At 45.0% G+C, this 17,296-nt stretch carries 16 protein-coding genes; all 16 read left to right on the forward strand.

What is annotated here, in order from left to right:
* Window positions 1-7 precede the first annotated feature (7 nt).
* The 16 genes from CBX98_RS21735 to CBX98_RS21810 all read left to right on the forward strand — a co-directional run bounded on the left by CBX98_RS21735 (window position 8) and on the right by CBX98_RS21810 (window position 17,211).
* Window positions 8-1,453 (forward strand): MSHA biogenesis protein MshI, encoded by a 1,446-nt coding sequence (locus CBX98_RS21735; protein WP_109170257.1) that lies wholly within the window; start codon window positions 8-10, stop codon window positions 1,451-1,453.
* The gene (gspM, locus tag CBX98_RS21740) at window positions 1,450-2,100 is read left to right on the forward strand and encodes a type II secretion system protein GspM (protein WP_047009166.1); all 651 of its coding nucleotides are present in this window, start codon (window positions 1,450-1,452) and stop codon (window positions 2,098-2,100) included. The genes CBX98_RS21735 and gspM overlap by 4 nt, the downstream gene beginning before the upstream one ends.
* The gene (locus tag CBX98_RS21745; protein WP_046873588.1) at window positions 2,093-2,425 is read left to right on the forward strand and encodes a hypothetical protein; all 333 of its coding nucleotides are present in this window, start codon (window positions 2,093-2,095) and stop codon (window positions 2,423-2,425) included. Before gspM ends, CBX98_RS21745 begins: the two co-directional genes overlap by 8 nt.
* A gap of 20 nt (window positions 2,426-2,445) precedes the next feature.
* Window positions 2,446-4,089, forward strand: a complete 1,644-nt coding sequence (gene mshL, locus CBX98_RS21750; RefSeq protein WP_109170258.1) for a pilus (MSHA type) biogenesis protein MshL — start codon at window positions 2,446-2,448, stop codon at window positions 4,087-4,089.
* A gap of 44 nt (window positions 4,090-4,133) precedes the next feature.
* On the forward strand, window positions 4,134-4,979 hold the full coding sequence (locus CBX98_RS21755; RefSeq protein ID WP_046873590.1) for an AAA family ATPase: 846 nt from the start codon (window positions 4,134-4,136) through the stop codon (window positions 4,977-4,979).
* Complete coding sequence (locus CBX98_RS21760) at window positions 4,976-6,073, forward strand: tetratricopeptide repeat protein (protein ID WP_172606014.1); 1,098 nt, start codon at window positions 4,976-4,978, stop codon at window positions 6,071-6,073. The genes CBX98_RS21755 and CBX98_RS21760 overlap by 4 nt, the downstream gene beginning before the upstream one ends.
* Window positions 6,070-7,794 carry a GspE/PulE family protein gene (locus tag CBX98_RS21765; protein ID WP_109170260.1) on the forward strand — a complete coding sequence of 575 codons (1,725 nt, stop codon included), beginning with the start codon at window positions 6,070-6,072 and terminating at the stop codon, window positions 7,792-7,794. Before CBX98_RS21760 ends, CBX98_RS21765 begins: the two co-directional genes overlap by 4 nt.
* 8 nt (window positions 7,795-7,802) lie before the next feature.
* Window positions 7,803-9,026, forward strand: coding sequence for a type II secretion system F family protein (locus CBX98_RS21770; RefSeq protein WP_109170261.1), 1,224 nt, complete (start codon window positions 7,803-7,805; stop codon window positions 9,024-9,026).
* A gap of 3 nt (window positions 9,027-9,029) precedes the next feature.
* Window positions 9,030-9,491, forward strand: coding sequence for an MSHA biogenesis protein MshF (locus CBX98_RS21775; RefSeq protein WP_109170262.1), 462 nt, complete (start codon window positions 9,030-9,032; stop codon window positions 9,489-9,491).
* Window positions 9,492-9,782: 291 nt separating this feature from the next.
* The gene (locus CBX98_RS21780) at window positions 9,783-10,274 is read left to right on the forward strand and encodes a type II secretion system protein (protein ID WP_109170263.1); all 492 of its coding nucleotides are present in this window, start codon (window positions 9,783-9,785) and stop codon (window positions 10,272-10,274) included.
* 67 nt (window positions 10,275-10,341) lie between these two features.
* Complete coding sequence (locus tag CBX98_RS21785; RefSeq protein ID WP_172606015.1) at window positions 10,342-10,575, forward strand: MSHA biogenesis protein MshA; 234 nt, start codon at window positions 10,342-10,344, stop codon at window positions 10,573-10,575.
* A gap of 115 nt (window positions 10,576-10,690) precedes the next feature.
* On the forward strand, window positions 10,691-11,176 hold the full coding sequence (locus CBX98_RS21790; RefSeq protein ID WP_109170264.1) for a type II secretion system protein: 486 nt from the start codon (window positions 10,691-10,693) through the stop codon (window positions 11,174-11,176).
* Window positions 11,173-11,739 carry a type II secretion system protein gene (locus CBX98_RS21795; protein WP_053809346.1) on the forward strand — a complete coding sequence of 189 codons (567 nt, stop codon included), beginning with the start codon at window positions 11,173-11,175 and terminating at the stop codon, window positions 11,737-11,739. Before CBX98_RS21790 ends, CBX98_RS21795 begins: the two co-directional genes overlap by 4 nt.
* Complete coding sequence (locus tag CBX98_RS21800) at window positions 11,739-12,452, forward strand: prepilin-type N-terminal cleavage/methylation domain-containing protein (protein WP_109170265.1); 714 nt, start codon at window positions 11,739-11,741, stop codon at window positions 12,450-12,452. Before CBX98_RS21795 ends, CBX98_RS21800 begins: the two co-directional genes overlap by 1 nt.
* Window positions 12,442-12,876: a hypothetical protein gene (locus CBX98_RS21805; protein WP_053809344.1), complete on the forward strand. Its 435-nt coding sequence runs from the start codon at window positions 12,442-12,444 to the stop codon at window positions 12,874-12,876. The genes CBX98_RS21800 and CBX98_RS21805 overlap by 11 nt, the downstream gene beginning before the upstream one ends.
* Before the next feature lie 6 nt (window positions 12,877-12,882).
* Window positions 12,883-17,211: a DUF6701 domain-containing protein gene (locus CBX98_RS21810; protein WP_109170266.1), complete on the forward strand. Its 4,329-nt coding sequence runs from the start codon at window positions 12,883-12,885 to the stop codon at window positions 17,209-17,211.
* Window positions 17,212-17,296: the final 85 nt, after the last annotated feature.

Consider the following 17,296-nt stretch of genomic DNA (forward strand, 5'->3'; position numbering starts at 1 on the left):
AATAATCATGGATTTCAAAGCACTACTCGACAAGCTCAAACGATCATCTGGTGGTGGTCGTTCCTGCTTTTTGGTTATTCAGCCAGACGCCGTTTATTTATCATCTTCAATAAAAAGTGGCCGCCCATACCAATTTGATATTTCTGAATCCAATTGGGAGAAAGCCGTAGAGCAAGCATTGAGCGTTGCTGCGAGTGCGTATGATTCTCTGACGGTTGTCCTTTCTCATAACTATTATCAGATGTATCAAATTGACAAACCTGTCATGCCGCGCCAAGAATGGCCTGCAGCATTACCGTTTTTGTTGAAAGAACTGATCTCTGAGCGTGCCGTTGACATCATTGCAGATGCGGTAGAGTTACCCAATTCAACCAAAGTGCAAGCTTACGTCTTATCACGAAAAATGTTGGATAAGATCGTGTTACTGGTCAGTCGCGCCCAGTTGCCATTAGAAGCTATTCTTCCTGAAGACGACATTTGGGGAGAGACCGCAGGTGAACTAGGTAACTTCCTATTATTACAACGCAGTGTGCGTGGTCACTTCCGTATTAGCGCTTTTGTCGAAAATACTATCGCGTTCCATCGTTCGATTCGCAGTGTGACGCCACCGTTAACGGGTGTTCCGTCTAGCGAGTTACAGATGGATAGCCTCTCGTTAGAACTGCAACGTTCGATTGATTATCTTTCTTCTCAGTTGCGCCATGTGCAGTTGCATCAATTGAAAGTGTGTTGTGATGAGGAGGATGAGAGTGAGCTTGTTCAGTCTCTGAACTACCGTTTAAGCACTAAAGTTTCTCCGTTATTACCACCAGAACATGAGTTATCAGGACACGTTTTAGCAGATGCTGCTGCGGCTTCTAATACTCGACGCGTTAACTTATACCCTGATTACTTAAAGCCGAAAAAAGAGCTCCTGACACTAAGAAATATCGCGTTATCTTGGGGTGTCGCGGCTGCGGCCATTCTACTCTCTTACGGCTATGTGACTTGGCAGAGCAGTGGTTTAGAAGATGAAATTGCTATTGTAAAAAGCAAAGGCGATATCATGAAGTCAGAGCTTGAACGCTATCAAGTCAAGCTACGTAAGCATCAACCCGACAATAATAAACTGGCAGCTAAAGCCCGCTTAGAGCGTGAAGTCAAGGCGAAGCGAGACTCGCTTAAAGCCGTCGGGAAATACGATGACTCGCAGCGCACGGGTTACTCTGGCGTGATGCAATCATTAGCTAAGCTAGGAAACCAAGAAATTTCTTTGTCCGAAATTCGAATCAATAACCATACCTTAGATCTGAAGGGACTGGCGAAAAAGCCGAGCTCAGTACCAAGTTGGGTTAACCAATTTAAAACTGAGATTAGCTTGGTTGGCCGGACATTTGACGACGTCAAAATTGGCCGAAATGATAAGGATATTGTGACGTTTGAGCTAAAAACGCGCGAGGATAAAGAGAAATGAACGAATTCTGGCTCTCATTAGAAGAGCGCTTTGGCGAAATGAGCGCGCGTGAAAAATTGCTTATCGCGCTGTGTGGTTTAGTTGTCGTGATCATGTTGCTTTTTACGCTGGTACTGGAACCAAAGCTTAACGAGATCATCAGTAATGAGAGGCAACTAAGCAATTTAAAGCAAGCCAATCAAAAGATTGAAATCGACACGCTGCGTATTCAAGCGCAGCTGAAGAAAGATCCAAACGCTGAGATTGATCGCTCGATATCTAACCTGCTAACAGAAAGTCAGCACCTTTCGATGCAGCTAGCGGAGATCATCGAACACCTTATTACACCTTCGCAAATGGCTGAGCTGCTGGAAAATGTATTAGAGCAGCAAAGTGGCATTCACCTTTTGTCTTTGCAAACTTTGCCATCTGAGCCAATTACGGAAGATAAAGAAGCATCGCAATACTCTGGTTACTACGTACACCCTGTACGTATGGAGCTGACTGGCGACTACTTTTCTATTGCCAATTACCTAAATAAGTTGGAGAGCCTTCCTGCCAGTTATTATTGGCGCAGCTTTAGTTACAAAGTCGAAGAGTACCCGAAAGCGAAGCTTGTGTTGGAAGTCTACACACTAGGATCTCGAGAGGAGTTTATTGGTGGTTAAAAAACTCATCATCTCATTACTTGTCATGGCTGCGGCAGGAACCGCTTGGGCGAACCAAGATCCAACGGCACCACTTGGCTGGGAAAAGCCTGCGGTTGAAACGTCAGCGAAACCAAAAGCAAAACAGTACCGACTGCCTACGCTCAACAGTATTGTGTGTAAGCCAAGTACTGCTTGTGTCGCGATTATGGATAACAAGCTTGTTGAAAAAGGCGAGCTATTTAAGGGTTATCGCGTCGCGAGCATTAATAGTGAATTTGTAACTTTAAAGCGTGGTAACCGTCAGTGGGACCTAGAGCTTTTTGGTTTAAACGTAAAAAAATAATAACCAGAGCCTGATCAGATATGCGCAAATTAGTTGTAGGAATAACGATTGCTTCTTTAATGGGATGTTCAATGGGTCACCGTGACCCAGTGGAAGTCAAAGAAGCGCTCAATGAATCTATCAATCAAGCGAACAGCCGCACGTTAGAAGAAATTCCTTCTTCTGTCGAAGCGGACCTGATGCCTAACTTAGACTCGAATGTTGCTTCAGAGCAAGGCATCTCGAAGCGTTTCCGTATTCAAGCGAATGCGGTCGATGCACGAAGCTTTTTTGCCTCTCTAGTCAAAGGCACTGAGTACAGCGTGGCGATTCATCCAGCGGTACAAGGTAATATCACCGTCAACTTGTCAGATGTTACGTTGGATGAAGTCCTGAGCGTTGTACAGAACATGTATGGCTATGATGTGGTGAAGTCTGGCAAAGTTATTCAAATCTACCCTGCTGGTATGCGTACGGTAACCATTCCTGTTGATTACCTCCAGTTCAAACGCTCTGGTCGATCATTGACGAGCATTGTCACGGGCTCAGTGACCTCGGCTGGTACGTCTAATTCTGGCGGTAGCTCAGACAGTTCTGACTCATCAGACTCTGACAATGGAAGTAACAGCGGCGATAGCTCGACGACTTCTACGGGCGGTACGCGCATCGAAACCATCACTGAAAGTGACTTCTGGCCGATGCTGCAGCAAGCCGTTGCGAATCTAATTGGTTCAGGCAAAGGACAAAGTGTTGTCGTAACACCACAAGCAGGAGTGATTACGGTTCGAGCGTTTCCAGATGATATTCGAGAAGTCCGTGAGTTCTTAGGTGTATCGCAGGAGCGCATGCAGCGTCAGGTCATTCTTGAAGCTAAAATTCTAGAAGTGACGTTGAATGATGGCTACCAACAAGGCATCAACTGGTCGAACTTATCGGCGTCAATTGGTAACTCGGGTAGTGTCGTAGTGAACCGCCCTGCGTCGGCATTACCACCGTTGGATGCGATTGGCACGCTATTGGGCGGCCAAACCAACGTGACTATCTCTGATGGCAACTTCAATGCTGTGTTGAGTTTTATGTCTACACAAGGTGACTTGAACGTTCTTTCGAGCCCTCGTATTACCGCTGCCAACAACCAAAAGTCGGTCATCAAAGTGGGTACCGATGAGTACTTTGTTACCGAGCTATCGAGCAATGCAGGCAACGGTGAAAATTCAAATGCCGTTCCAGAAGTGGAATTAACACCATTCTTCTCAGGTATCTCTCTCGATGTGACTCCGCAAATTGATAACAAAGGCAATGTGTTCCTGCATGTTCACCCTGCGGTTATTGAAGTCTCGGAAGAAGTGAAGAAATTGAACTTGGGCGGTGAGTTCCAAAACATCCAATTGCCATTGGCAAAAAGCTCTATTCGTGAATCAGACTCGGTTATTCGTGCTAAAGATGGCGATGTTGTGGTTATCGGCGGTTTGATGAAACAGCAAAATCGTGAGCTTGTTTCTAAAGTCCCGTTCTTGGGCGATGTGCCCGCATTGGGGCATTTGTTCCGCAACGTAAATAACGTGACTGAGAAAACAGAATTGGTCATCTTGCTAAAACCGACCGTAGTTGGTGTGAACTCTTGGCAGAAAGAGCTAGAGCGCTCTCGTGATCTGCTGCAAGAGTGGTTCCCAGATGCGCAATAAGCGCGGGGAAAGGTTCCGTTTTTCAATGAGTTTGTGATTCGAGTATGTACTTGTCACATTTTGGATTTCGAGTTCAGCCTTTTTCGTTAACCCCAAACACAGAAATGTTCTTGGGGTTAGTCCCTCACTATGAGGCGATCCAAACCATTTTAGCCGCTGTGCAAATGGGAGAAGGGGTGATTAAGGTGACGGGAGAAGTCGGCACCGGAAAAACCATGGTGTGTCGTAAGTTAATTGAGCAGATTGAATCTGAAGTCGAGCTGATTTACTTACCTAATCCAGTTTTGAATGGAGAGCAGTTGCAGTTTGCTGTCGCCAGAGAGTTAGGCATCGAGAACGATGACCCGCTACGTATTGTTTCTCTCATTCAAGAACACCTGATTCAAGTGCATTCTGCGGGAAAGAAAACCGTCTTGATCGTCGATGAAGCGCAAGCTCTTTCTCCACAAGCTTTAGAAACATTGCGTCTGTTCGGTAACCTAGAAACGGAACAAGATAAACTCATTCAACTGGTGTTATTCGGACAACCTGAGTTGGATGAGCGGTTAGCCAGCCACGAGCTAAGGCAGTTTCGTCAACGTATTACGTTTAGTTGTCAGCTGCGTCCTCTTTCTATCGATGAAGGCGTGGCTTACATCAATAATCGTTTAGACAAGGCAGGCAATGGAGCGCACATTTTTTCTATTGAGCAGAAAAAAGCGATTTGGCGTTCATCCATGGGGATTCCACGTTTGATCAACCAAATTAGCCACAAGTCGTTGCTTGCGGCATTTAATGATCGTTGCACACTATTAAAAAATCATCACGTTTACGCAGCTATGCACGATACGTTTGATGCCCGTAAACCTAAGTTTAAAACACCCGTATTTTGGGGATGGAGTCAACCTTGAGTGCCATCAATAAAGCATTATCAGAACTTGCTGAAAAAACATCGCCGTCAGAGCTTACTCGTGCGGAGATTCCAAGTGTCTCACGCAGTAAACCTTGGCTTTGGCTTGTAGCCGGTTTTTCGTTAAGCCTGGCGGTGGGCAGCTGGGCGGTCTCTCGCGATCCTGTCCCTTCAGGCGAGCTATCACAATTTCAAACCGACGCTATGCCATTGTCGTCTGCGAATGTCTCACCAGTTGTTTCATCGGATCGCACTCACTCGCCAACGAGTAAAATGACTCCCGAAACAGCCCATGTGGTTTACACGAAGCCAGTGACACAACCAGCTGCGCAACAACAGCTTCATATGCCAGAGACTGATAGGTTCACGCCCAGAGCGGAGGTAAATACGGTCTCTGAAGATGCAGTGCTACTCGCGCAAGTGGCAACGATGCCAAGCGATGAGCAATCTAATCACGTAACCCGCGCAACAGCAGACAACAGTTCAATGCGCATTGAGCAGGTTGAGCTTACTCACCGCCAATTATCTCTTAAAGCGGTTAGCCGAGCGGAAAAAGCACTGGATGCTAACGATATGCAAACGGCGTTGTCGGCTTATGCTGAGGCGCTACGTTATGAGCCAATGAATGCAGACACGCGTCAAAAATTATCGGCGTTGTACTTTGGCAAAGGCGACACGCGTAAAGCGTATGAGATTATCCAAGAAGGCATCAACCTTGACACGAACAACCAAGTACTTCGTTTGGCCTTGTCTAAGTTGTTAGTGAAAGCTAATCAACCTGAAGCGGCGCTGAGTCCGCTTGTGCATTTGCCTCCAATACCAAGTCGAGATTACTTGGCGATGCGTGCGGCATTAGCACAAAAACACAAGCAGAATGATATTGCGCTTGAGAGTTATCAACTCCTTACTCAGCGTGAGCCGGAAAATGCGCGCTGGTGGCTAGGTTTAGCGATTCAACAAGAGCGCGCGCTGACGTTTACCGCCGCGATCAACTCTTACAACCAAGCTCTGGGTAAAGTTGGCATTTCGAATCAATCGCAAGCATTTATTCGTGACCGTTTGAGCATCTTGAAACAGCTGGAGAATGCACAATGAAAATTCAGTTGAGAAAACGCTTAGGCGATCTTCTGGTTGAAGAAGGCATCGTCTCTGAAGAGCAAATCCAGCAAGCACTAAACGCACAACGTAGTACCGGGCAGAAGCTGGGTGATGCGTTAATTGATCTCGGCTTTATTACTGAGAAGCAAATGTTGGACTTCTTGTCCCAACAACTTGGTTTGCCATTGATCGATCTTGGTCGCGCCCCTGTGGATGCGGAAGCGGTACAGATTCTACCTGAGGTACACGCACGTCGCTTACGTGCGATGGTCGTTGCTCGAAATGGGGACACGTTGCGCGTTGCCATGAGTGACCCTGCGGATTTGTTCATCCAAGAGTCACTGATGAATTTGCTAGGTGAATACAACCTTGAGTTCATTGTGGCTTCAGAGCGCCAACTCATTTCAAGCTTTGACCGCTATTATCGCCGCACTAAAGAGATCGCTTCTTTCGCGGAACAGTTGCATGAAGAGCATAAAGATGAGCAAAGCTTCGATTACGGTATTGATGGAACCGACAGTGAGGAAGTTACCGTTGTAAAGCTGGTTAATTCCATGTTTGAAGATGCGGTACAAGTCGGAGCATCGGATATTCATATTGAACCAGACGATCAGATTTTGCGCTTACGTCAGCGTATTGATGGTGTACTGCATGAAACCATCCTGAATGAAGTGAATATCGCATCGGCTTTGGTTCTTCGATTGAAGTTGATGGCGCACCTAGACATCTCTGAGAAGCGCTTGCCACAAGATGGCCGATTCAATATCAAAGTGCGTGGTCAATCAATCGATATTCGTATGTCGACGCTACCAACGCAATACGGGGAGTCCGTAGTAATGCGTCTGCTTAACCAGTCTGCTGGTTTGCGTCCATTAGAAGAGTCAGGTTTGCCGCCAGATTTGCTTGCTCGTTTACGTCGACAGTTGGCTCGTCCGCACGGCATGATCTTGGTGACGGGGCCGACAGGTTCAGGTAAAACCACCACGCTTTACGGCGCATTAAGTGAGCTCAACGAGCCAGGGAAAAAGATCATTACAGCAGAAGATCCGGTCGAATACCGTCTGCCTCGCATCACTCAGGTACAGGTAAACAGTAAGATCGATCTGACCTTCTCGCGTGTGCTTCGAACCTTTTTACGTCAAGACCCAGACATTATTCTCGTCGGTGAGATGCGTGACCAAGAAACGGTAGAAATTGGTCTACGATCTGCACTAACGGGTCACTTAGTATTGAGCACTCTTCACACTAACGACGCGGTTGACAGTGCCTTACGCATGATCGATATGGGCGCGCCGGGTTACTTGGTTGCCAGTGCGGTCAGAGCCGTAGTGGCGCAGCGTCTTGTTCGCCGTGTTTGTCCAGATTGCAAAACAGAAGACCATCTAGACGAGTCACGCCAACAGTGGTTATCTGGGCGTTTTCCAAACCAAGTGGGCACCACTTTTTATAAAGGTGCAGGCTGTCAAAACTGTAACTTGACTGGCTATCGAGGCCGAATCGGTGTGTTTGAAATGCTCGAACTGGAGCAAGAAATGATGGATAAACTGCGCGCCAACGATGCGGTCGGTTTTGCCCAAGCCGCGCGTCGCTCAGAAAACTATAAGCCACTGCTTGCTTCTGCAATGGAACTGGCGCTACAAGGCACCGTCAGTTTGGATGAAGTGATGACCCTAGGTGAGGGTGACGCTTCTGGTAAGACTGATCCCATTTTCATATAGGTAAGTGAATGCCAACTTTTCGTTATCAAGGCCGCACGCTAGACGGCTCATCCACTAACGGCAAAATCGAAGCAGTGAACTCAGAGGCTGCGGCGGAAGCATTGATGAACAAAGGGATCATCCCGCTCAATGTGCGGTTAGAGAAAGAGTCGGCAAAAAGCCAAGTGAGCTTGTCTAAGCTATTTGTGCCAGCCATTCCATTGGAAGTGATCATTCTTTTCTCTCGCCAGTTGTTTAGCTTAACTAAAGCGGGCGTACCGTTGCTGCGTTCTATGCGTGGCCTGCTGCAAAATTGTGAAAACAAACAGCTCAAAGAGGCACTGGAAGATGTCGTTTCTGAACTGAGTAATGGCCGAGGTTTGTCTTCTGCGATGCAGCAACACAGCAAAGTATTCAGCCCACTGTTCGTTTCTATGATCAATGTCGGTGAGAATACGGGTCGACTCGACCAAGCGCTATTGCAACTGGCAAATTACTACGAGCAGGAACTCGAGACTCGCAAACGCATCAAAGCGGCGATGCGTTATCCGACGTTTGTGATTATCTTTATTACCATCGCCATGTTTATATTGAATATCTTGGTGATCCCTGAGTTTGCATCGATGTTTACGCGCTTTGGTGTTGAGTTACCACTGCCGACGCGTATTTTGATCGCTACTTCTAATTTCTTTGTTAATTATTGGGTGTTGTTGATTGTGGCAATGATTGGCGCGTTTGCGGTTTTCAGAGCCTGGGTGGCGACGGTTGATGGTCGGGAAAAGTTCGATAAGTTTCGGCTTCGGCTTCCAATTGTGGGCGATATCGTTAATCGCGCGCAGCTTTCCCGTTTTGCTAGAACCTTCTCGTTGATGCTGAAATCAGGCGTTCCACTTAACCAGTCTTTAGCTTTAGCCGGGGAAGCCCTGGGGAACCGCTTTTTAGAAAATCGAATTCTTGAGATGAAATCCGCGATTGAAGCGGGTAGCACCATCTCAGTGACTGCCATCAACAGTAAAATCTTTACCCCTTTGGTAATTCAGATGATTGCAGTAGGGGAAGAAACCGGTCGTATTGATGAGCTGCTGCTAGAAGTGTCGGATTTTTACGATCGAGAAGTCGATTACGATCTAAAAACACTAACCGCAAGAATAGAACCGCTACTTTTGGTGATTGTCGCCGGCATGGTCATGGTGCTAGCACTGGGTATCTTCCTGCCAATGTGGGGAATGCTAGACATCATCAAAGGCGGCTAATAGGTGGTTGAAAATCAAAGTCGAGCGACGCTAATCGTTTTTGGGGTAATTGCTACCATCATTGCTGTTGGCTTGGCGGTCAAATTACGTCCTGTTACCGAGCAGGCGCAAGTGACCGGAGCGAAGTTGGCGAGAGTTTGGATGCAAGATAGTGTTCAGCGTTATCGTCAAGCTTGGCTAGTACAGGGCGAGCCCAAACATATATTGATGGATGGTTTTAACCTCACCATGACTGAGGGCGGGCTAGTATCTCCCTTTACTCAGCAAGGTGTTTTAGATTGTGGTTATTGGTTAGCAGTGCATTATCCACAACGTAAAATAATGACCAATAAGTTAATAGATATCAGTGGAGCCATCAAAACTGATCGTTATGTCTGTCACTATACTTATGAAAATGGTCAGTCGATTGTAGTTATTTCAACAGCTAATCAACTGAAAATAGACGTCGAAATGTCGGCGGAGTGAATTTTTTGACACCTAATCACTATAATTGGTAATCAAAGTCGGTATAATGCAATCATTACCATAAGTAAGACGCTGTAATAGAGGGTAAACAATAATGTGTTTTTCTCATTGCAGCATGAACTGAATAATGGCGAATCGTCATTCTGCTCAAGCGGTAGATACAGTATCCACTTCACGGTCAGTTTTAGTGAACGTTGCTGCCCCAAACCGTTTTGACAATATCCAAAATGGTCGCGTGACCTAAACGAAACTTTGCAGTTGTACTGCATGCTTACATAGAGAGAGTAAACAATGAAAAGACAAGGTGGTTTCACCCTTATCGAATTGGTAGTGGTAATTGTAATCCTAGGTATTCTAGCGGTAACTGCAGCACCACGTTTTTTGAACCTGCAATCTGATGCTCGTGAATCTGCACTGCAAGGTCTAAAAGGTGCGATTGATGGTGCATCTGGGATCGTATTTGGTAAAGCAGCTATTGATGGAATTGAAACTAAAGCTCCTGGCGATTCTGTTAAGGTTGAAGACGTATTAGTAGGTTACGGCTACCCAACTGCAGCAGCTGGTGGCTTAGATAAGGCTGTTAATGGTCTTTCTGCAGATTGGGCGCTAGCTACATCAGGTTCAACCTCTTTAGTTGCAACATTTGTTAGCGGTGACTTGAAAGCCGGCTTTGCTACAGGTCAAACCAATACCAATGTGGCTGCTGGTAATTGTTACGTAACATACACACAAGCAACTTCTGGTGCTGTTGCAACAACATCTGTTGAAAACAGTGGTTGTTAAATTAATTTAAAAGGCCAGCTAGTCTGGCCTTTATCTCTTTATTTTGATTAACCTCGGAATAGTTCATATGCGTAAATCATCGGGTCTTAGTGCAATAGAGTTTGTAGTTGTGCTGATTATCTTAGGTGTGACCGGTTATGTGGTATTACCAAGATTTATCAGTTTTGAACCAGACACTTACGAAGCAAAGTGGGAGCAAACCAAGCAGACCGCTGAGCACGTTTCTGAAACATTGAGCAATAAAGAAACTTACGATCGAATTGAAGAAGAAATTGGTCGTTCAAAGGGGCAAAATAACTAGACATTGGTTATTTGTTTATCTGTTCACACTTCGAATCGAAAAATTATAAATCTATCATTATTCTCATAATTTCATCGTATACTTATCTCGCTTGTTCTAAGCCTAAGGTTGGGTTATGAAAATTCGCAGCTCTACATTAGGGTTTACATTAATGGAGCTGATCCTAGTGGTCGTCCTCCTTTCCATTCTTTCTCTCTATGCTGCTAGCCGCTTTATGGGCAAGGGCAGTGTTTCTGCATTTGCGCTTCAAGAGCAAGCTATTTCAGTGATTCGCCAAGTACAGGTGAATCGCATGCAATCAAACACCTCAACCACGGATACCAACTTCCAATTACAAGTCTCCTCTAGTTGTATCGGCTCAGTTGCGGCTTGTTCGCTGAGTGGTAACGCGAAGGACGCTCGTAGTGACTTGGTTGAAGATTCCGCTGCAACGATTAGTCTAACTGGCGCAACAAGCCCAATTAGCTTTGATTTACTGGGGAATCCGTTGAATGTCGCTTCTGGTGGCGTGTCTATTCTTATCCGTGATGTAAACGGTCAAAGCCAATGTCGAGTGCTGATTAACTCTCAAGGCTATGTCTCTGAGGGATCGTGTTCATGAGAAAGCAACTCGGTATGACCTTAGCTGAAATGATCATCGCTATTGTCCTAATGGGCATTGCGATGGTTGCGTTTACCTCCTTTCTTGTACCTCAAATTCGCGACTCTGCAATGCCACATTACCAAACCCGAGCAACCGCGCTCGGGCAAAGTTTTATGTCGCAAATTTTGGCGCGTGGTTTTGATGAGAACAGCGACTTTGATGGCGGCCTATTACGTTGTGGGGAGAACTCGACTTCCTGCACCCTACCGGCCAATCTTGGTCCTGACTCTGGTGAGTCTATTCCCGAAAACTTTGACGATGTTGATGATTACATCGGTTGTTGGAGTACACCAACGACAGTTGCTCAATGCCAAGGGACCAGCCGGGGTAATATCTCAGATGTTTTGGGGGGAAGCAGCGAGAATAAATACCGAAACTTCCGAGTTGAAGTCGGTGTGGTATATGACAATCTGACTGCTACACCACCGACAGGAATCACTAACTATAAAAAAGTCACGATTACGATTTTTGCTAGTAACACTCAACCCCTGACACTGACTGCAATAAGAGGTAACTACTGATGAAAGTTCGTGGTTTCACCTTAATGGAAATGATCGTCACCATCGTAATCGGCAGCTTCATCATGCTTGGTATTGCGGGTTACGTACAGCTAGGTATGAAGGGATACGCAGACACGATTGATCGCCAACGAATGCAAACGCAAGCGCAGTTTGTGCTAGAGAAAATGTCGCGAGAAATTCGTCACGCAGTCCCAAACAGCTTTCATGTCCCTACCGGAACTACCAATTGCTTGGAGTTTATGCCGATTGAATATTCTGGTTTTTACACGCTGACGAATAACAATTTAGAGTTTCTGTTAGGCAATGACTCTACATTGAATCCTATTCCAGCGGATCGTTGGATGGTGATCAATCCAAGTCGCTATGAAGATTTGCAATCTGCCTCTCCTCAGAGTTTGGCGGTTGGCAATCTAGCGAAAACTGGTGATGTTTTTATTGTCAGTGGTGCAGCTAGTACGATTGGCGGGTCTTCCATTTCGAGCCGTCATTATATCTATCAAGATAACTCTGAAGTACGTTACTGCTTCGACTATGGTCGAATCACACGGAATGATATTACGGTCGCGGACAGTGTAGATACTTCCGTTAGCGATATGCATTACCTCGAGCCAACACTTCAACGTGGCGGTATCGTGCATATCAATTTAGAGTTCACTCAAAATGGGGAGCGTAGTGTTTACCAACAAGACGTACAGGTGCTCAATGTTCCGTAAAAAAGCTCTGCAAGGTAATGTCCTGATCGTCGTATTGTTCGTCATCATTGTGATGGGCTATCTAGCCGCATCTTTAATGAAGGTGAGTTGGTCAAACCAAAGTACGTTAACCAGAGAATTCTTAGGAACGAAAGCTTGGTTTATTGCGCAATCTGCCAATGAGTGGGCACTAACCCAGCTCTATCCTTTAAACGACACTACTCCAGATGTGGCCGATTTTTGTGCCAATACGGTAAGTGGCGCTACACCAAATGTTACACAAGGCACTAGTTGTCAATTACGTGCTATGACATGTTCAAACATTGGTACCTTTAATGCAGGTACCTCTGAAGCTGAATCTCTATTTAGAGTGCAAGCCACAGCAATTTGTGGTTCCGGGGTTGCACAAGTACAGCGACAACAAGAGATTTGGGTTAGGGAGTAAATAATAATGAAAAAACTGGTTAATTTGGTAGTGGCTACCATTGCTTGCTTACTTGTATTTCCTGCTTTCGCTGGGACGTGTGAGTTTTGGGGGAATAAAAGCTTTGAAGTTACTTTTGATGTTGTAGGTCCTGCGCATAATAGTTATGTGCTTCTTGAACACAATGGTAATCACCCTGATGAAGTTCTTTGGTACACAACGGACCGTCTTTCCAATTCAAATCATTACTTTTATGAACCAAACTTGTTAGAAGGTCAGCGTTATAATATTCGTATTGACTACTCTGTATCATCTGCGACCCTGAAGTATTACCGCAAGTTTGCTAGTGAGAGTCACTGGCTACTTATTGAAACCCAATCTGGCGTTGATTTGAAAAATGGTAAACTTTCCCTTGTTCATTCTGGCAGCCCAAGCAACGTAGATTGTGGTGGTGGTGACGAACCTAACCCTGTTGAGCCTGAAATACCTGATAATGTCTGTCAGTATTTCCCAGAACCGATTCAAGGTATGAAAGGCGTTACAAATAACACTCTTGTTGTGCCAAACAAATCTGCGCGTGCGTTAGGTTGGTCAGAAGACTACAAGACTTACTATACCGTTACAGATAAACAAGATCTATTTCGCTACTCAAGCTCAATGCCAACTCCGAGACAATCAAAATTTATTCTGGCGGGCTTTGATACGGTGAGTCAATTGGATGCTCAAGATCGCTTATATATGGAGCCAATGTGTGACTCAGATGCTGGCTGTGATGTGGGTAATAAAGATGGCTACCTAGAAAGCCGAAAAGCGAATGAACCACTGGGCGTGGCTACCAACTTTGGCGATGGTTCATTACGTATTACTGCTGAAAATATAGGACAGATTTGTTCTAACAATAGTCTTTGTCGAGCTAATACGTATTCAGTTGATGGAAAAACAGGGATCGAAATTCAAGTCACATCGAATTTAGATACGCTAGATGTAAATCAATACAACTCACCTTATGATCAAGTGAAAGTCATTCTTCCAAATCAAACTAATATCAAGAAATTAGTTATGGAGGTCGGGACAAATGATGATGTGCGCCTAGTGATTCCCGAAGATGCAGAGGTAACTCTCGGGCAATGGAGTCATACTGGGCATGGTAAGTACACTTTTTTCAACCAGTCGAAAATCAATGTCAGTGGGGATTCTGTAATCTTCAATAACCCTATTGCGATAACTACTCATTACTATGTAACGATTTATGCTCCTGATGCGAACATAATTTTCAAAACTCGCAACCCTGATTTTTATGGCTTTGTATTAGCAAATCGCATTAGTTTTGAGAACCCAATAACTGTTCATGGCTCTGTGACGTCTCGACATCTAACCATGAAAAACGGTGTAGTTATTAAGAAGCCAGATTACTCTTGTCCAGTTCAGCCTCCAGTCCAACAGTGTAATCTATTACCTATGGAAACGTTTAGCTCATCTAATGTAGATAACTGGTCTGTTATTGGTTATGGCAGCAGTGTTAAGCCACAAGTAATTAATGGGCGCTTCAGGTTAAATGATAATCGTGCTCGTCAAGCTACGGCTTCGGCATACAATTACTTGTTCCCATCCAAAGAGAATTATCTAGAAATAGAGTTTGATCACTATGCGTATGGTAGCTCTCGTAATGGTGCCGACGGTGTGGCTCTCGTGATTTCTGATGCTAATGTTCCTCCCCAAACAGGAGCGTTTGGTGGTCCACTAGGCTACGGTATGAAATTGAGAAAAAACCACTCACACGAAGTCTCACAAGATGTTGAGGGCTTTGCTGGTGGTTGGTTGGGTATTGGTATCGATGAGTACGGTAACTTTTATCGAGAAGGTGGAGAAAATCTAGCTCGCAATGGTATTCCTAACAATGTTGGTATTCGGGGCGCTGGTTTAAAAGATAGTGATGGGAAATGGTTACGCGGATATAAATACATTAAAGGTCAGCAATTTAATGGTGATTTAGATAATCGTAAAAATAAGCGCCATCGCTATAAAGTTATTTTAAATTCACGAAAATCTGGCGTTATTACACTTTCTGTTCAACGAAAAATCAAGAATGGGCAGTGGAGTATGGTTATTCGCGACTTTGATGTCTTAACTGAGGGAGGTTTTAATTATACTCCGGAAAATTTCCGTATCTCGGTTACAGCCTCTACTGGTGATTATACTAATACTCACGACATGGATAACTTCCAAGTTTGTGCTGATAAATACCAAAAAATTACGGACGGTATTCATCACTTTGAGTTTGATTACGCAGGGACAGGAAGTATTTGTCAGGCATCTGAAGTTACGCTTCGTGCCTGCATGGATGAATCTTGTTCAAAAACTTATCCTTCTTCAATATTGAATGCGAATCCAGGAGCTGTTGTTGATCCAGTGACGGTCTCCTTATTACCTCAATCTGATTCTCTTGTAGCATGGGAAGGTGGCGATCATGTTACGTTCTCTGACTCAGTGTCATTGAAGTTACAAGCATTCCAATCAGGCTCCGCAAAACTTGGGATTGCAAGTAGCTCGGTTCCGCAGTTTGGTTTTGACGGTGCGAAGTGTCGTATCGCTGGTGGTCCGCTATCTGAACAAAACTGTAATATCTTGTTTAACTCTGCTGCATTAGGGGTCACTGTGCCGGATAAAGTCGCAGGTAAGCCATTCTTTAACAATGACGGAGATGCATTATATAGCAACCAAAGCTCACCATATTTAGAGTTTTGTAGCTTGCCAAGTCAGCAAGGTGGTAACGGCGAAAATCGAGATGTTCAGCTGTCTATCGAAAGAATAGAGCCGACAAGTAACGCAGTATCAGTACCAGCTTACGTTTCTTTCAAAAAACGAGATGGTAAGTTCAGTGATGAAGTTAGTGTTGGAACAACTGATGTTGATATCGCAGATGTTTATTTTAATAACCAAGGTAAAGCATACTTTAACCTGAGATACCCTGAAGCTGGCAAGGTTGCGCTGAAGGCAAGAATTAAAGATGAAAGTGACTCCTTGGGCCAGAATAGCTTTGTTAGTTTCCCTGCATATCTGACGTTGTCAACCGATGGGGGACAATGTAGCTCAGGTTCTTGTTCTCAAGGTTTTGTTGCTGCTGGTGAACCTTTCAATATGTTCGTAACAGCTCATCAATTTGGCGGAGCATTGGCGAAAAACTATCAGCAAGAAGGGCTATCTGTCGCTCATAAAGTGACTTATCCAACGGCTGGCGCTTTGTCAACCGGGGTTTTAGGTAAGGATGTGTATAATCATGACACGCCAACAAATGCAAAAGATTCAATTGAGCAAAGTGTCTCCGAGGTTGGGGCGTTTGAGTTTACAGTAACGCCACCAGAAGCCTACTTGGGTAGTAAAGCATTTGTGATTGAGCCCGCGAAAGGCGTCATTGGTCGATTCTACCCTAAATACTTTAAAGTTTACCCAGATGAAAGTGTGGACTGGGATTATCCCAACGCGCAGAGCTTTGCTTATATGAATCAGCCGTTTGGAGTGAGTAAGTTTTATGTTGAGGCTCTAAATGCGGGTAAAGGTGCTTTAACTAACTACACATATTTTGATGATTCTTTGTTGGCTAAGTTCAACCTATATGAGAATGGGGCATACACGTCTCGTTTCTCTTCTGTGAAGACGTACAGCGGAACATGGAAGGAAAGCTCTGGTAAGTCGCTCGCGGATTCTAGAAGTGTAGGTATTTATACGGGCTCAAGTAGTGATGGTTTGTTTGTAGCGAAGGGAAATGGAGCCCATTACCCTGATGGGCCTTTTAACTTGTTTGAGCAAGGTAAGGACACATTAATTTCAATCACAGGCTCAAGTGCTAGTAAGGATCCTGTGACGGTAATCGAGAGTGATTCAGTTTTGGCTCCGCAACCCGACATCCGCTTCGGTCGTGTCGACCTAGATGATGTTGGTGGTAACCAAGGTTCGACATTACATGTGCCACTTCGAGTTGAATACTGGAATGGTAGCCGCTTTATCGCCAACCCTAATGACAATCAAACCGATGTGAAAGGTGTCACTGCCGCTGAAAGGCATATTTGGCCAACAGGTACTGATGCTGATCCTAAAGCGGTTACACTAGGAGCTGGTGGTGAAGTGTCTTCTGGTTCTTCTCGCTCTGTTACTGCAACTCAAGCTGAACCATACCGTCAGCAAACGCGCGTTTGGTTAGATCTTGATGATTCAAAAAATGGTTTACCTTGGCTCAAGTACAACTGGGATAATGACAAAGCGGGAGAAGAAAACCCTTCCTCGGTTGTTACCTTCGGTATTCACCGTGGTAATGACCGTGTGATTTACCGTGGTGAGCCAGGGTTAACCGGACAGTAACAACTTAGGTTTTTGCCCTTAAGTTAGGAAACTGCAAGAAATTGAGGCTTTCTGCTCATGTTTGTGTACCAATACCTTGCTGTGA

The organism is Vibrio sp. T9, from assembly GCF_003123985.1.
Taxonomy (GTDB): domain Bacteria; phylum Pseudomonadota; class Gammaproteobacteria; order Enterobacterales; family Vibrionaceae; genus Vibrio; species Vibrio diabolicus.